This window comes from Mesorhizobium sp. M7A.F.Ca.CA.002.09.1.1 (assembly GCF_003998555.1).
Classification (GTDB): Bacteria; Pseudomonadota; Alphaproteobacteria; order Rhizobiales; family Rhizobiaceae; genus Mesorhizobium; species Mesorhizobium ciceri.
Genome location: NZ_RZRR01001109.1, coordinates 1 through 1,544 on the forward strand (window position 1 = coordinate 1; position 1,544 = coordinate 1,544).

A 1,544-nucleotide genomic window follows, 5' to 3' on the forward strand; every position below is an offset into this window, starting at 1 on the left:
CCGATGTAACGCGCAAGCGCCTCTACCTGGAAACCATGGAGAAGGTTCTGAAGGATTCGAGCAAGGTCATCGTCGAGCAGGGCAACGGGCAAGGGGTCGTTCCCTATCTGCCGCTGCCGGCATTGCAGCCGAAAGCGCCGGCACCGGCCGCCCCCGTTACGGGAGGTAACCAGTGATGGCCAACCGTCTTCCCATCATCGTCGTCGCAGCAGCGGTTATCCTGTTCCTGCTCTATTCGTCGGTCTTCGTGGTCAATGCGCGCCAGCAGGCGCTGGTGCTCAGGTTCGGTGAGATCGTCGACGTCAAGAGCGAACCCGGCATCTACTTCAAGGCGCCGTTCTCGTTCTTCGACGCCGACACCGTGCAGCTGATCGAGAACCGGGTGCTGCGCTTCGATCTCGACAACATTCGCGTCCAGGTCTCGGGCGGCAAGTTCTATGAGGTCGATGCCTTCATCGCCTATCGCATCTCGGATCCGCGGGTCTTCCGCGCCGCGGTGTCCGGTCAGATCGAACTGGCCGAGGCCCGGCTCAGGACGCGTCTCGACGCTGCCTTGCGCCGTGTCTATGGTCTGCGTGATTTCGAGGCAGCACTCTCCGAAGAGCGCGGCGTGATGATGCGCGAGGTCCGCGACCAGCTCAGGCCCGATGCCACATCGCTCGGCCTGCAGATCGAGGATGTCCGCATTCGCCGCACCGATCTCACGGCCGAGGTCTCGCAGCAGACCTTCGACCGCATGAAGGCGGAACGCCTTGCGGAAGCTGCCCGGCTGAGGGCGCGCGGCAATGAGGCGGCACAGCGCATCACCGCCCGCGCCGATCGCGAAGTGGTCGAGATCGTCGCCGAAGCCCAAAAAGAGTCGGAAATCCTGCGCGGCGAGGGCGAGGCCCAGCGCAGCGCCACCTTCGCGGGAGCCTATCAGCGCGATCCGGCTTTCTTCGACTTCTACCGGTCGATGAATGCCTATGGCACGGCGCTGGACAACACCGGAACGACGATGGTGCTGTCGCCGAACTCGGAGTTCTTCCGCTTCTTCCGCAATCCCGACGGCAGCGAGGGATCGGCAAAGCCGGCTTCGCCTGCGCCAAACGCTCCGGCGACGGCACCCGCCGCGCCGGCGGCACAGCCCAGCACCGGCCAGTAGCGGCCGGTGCAGGATTTTCTTGCCGCCATGGGCCTCGTCCTCGTCATAGAGGGTCTGGTCTATGGCGGCTTTCCCGGCCTGGCCAGGAAGCTTGCCACCGAAGTGCTGTCGCTGCCCGAGAACGCGCTGCGGATTGCCGGGCTGGCGGCGATCGCGATCGGCGTCGGCATCGTCTGGCTGGTACGAGGCGCATGAGGGCGGCGATGATTTATCCTCTGCCGATAGTCATAGCCGCAAACGTGCCGTATTTTTTGCCAACATGGCGTGACGCGGCGTTTTCGTCGAAGCGCTTTTCTTTTCAAGAATACCGGGAGGCTTCTCGATGACATCCAATACAATTTTGCGCGCGGCGCGGCGGACATTCATCGCCGGCGCGGCGCGCGCAAAATTGTATTGGATG

At 63.6% G+C, this 1,544-nt stretch carries 2 protein-coding genes and 1 pseudogene; all 3 read left to right on the forward strand.

Annotated features, from left to right (window positions below):
- Positions 1 to 176, forward strand: a pseudogene (locus tag EN994_RS36510) (protease modulator HflK); the annotation flags it as partial.
- The gene (locus EN994_RS30750; RefSeq protein ID WP_063168276.1) at positions 176 to 1,144 is read left to right on the forward strand and encodes a protease modulator HflC; all 969 of its coding nucleotides are present in this window, start codon (positions 176 to 178) and stop codon (positions 1,142 to 1,144) included. The pseudogene EN994_RS36510 and the gene EN994_RS30750, both read left to right, overlap by 1 nt.
- A gap of 6 nt (positions 1,145 to 1,150) precedes the next feature.
- Entirely contained in the window at positions 1,151 to 1,339 is a 189-nt protein-coding gene (locus EN994_RS30755; RefSeq protein ID WP_013531032.1) for a DUF2065 domain-containing protein, read from the forward strand.
- The last annotated feature ends 205 nt before the right edge of the window (positions 1,340 to 1,544 follow it).

What these genes read in the sequence shown, in the direction of transcription:
- EN994_RS30750 (WP_063168276.1), top strand. Translation starts at nt 176, where the DNA reads ATGGCCAACCGTCTTCCCATCATCGTCGTCGCAGCAGCGGTTATCCTG.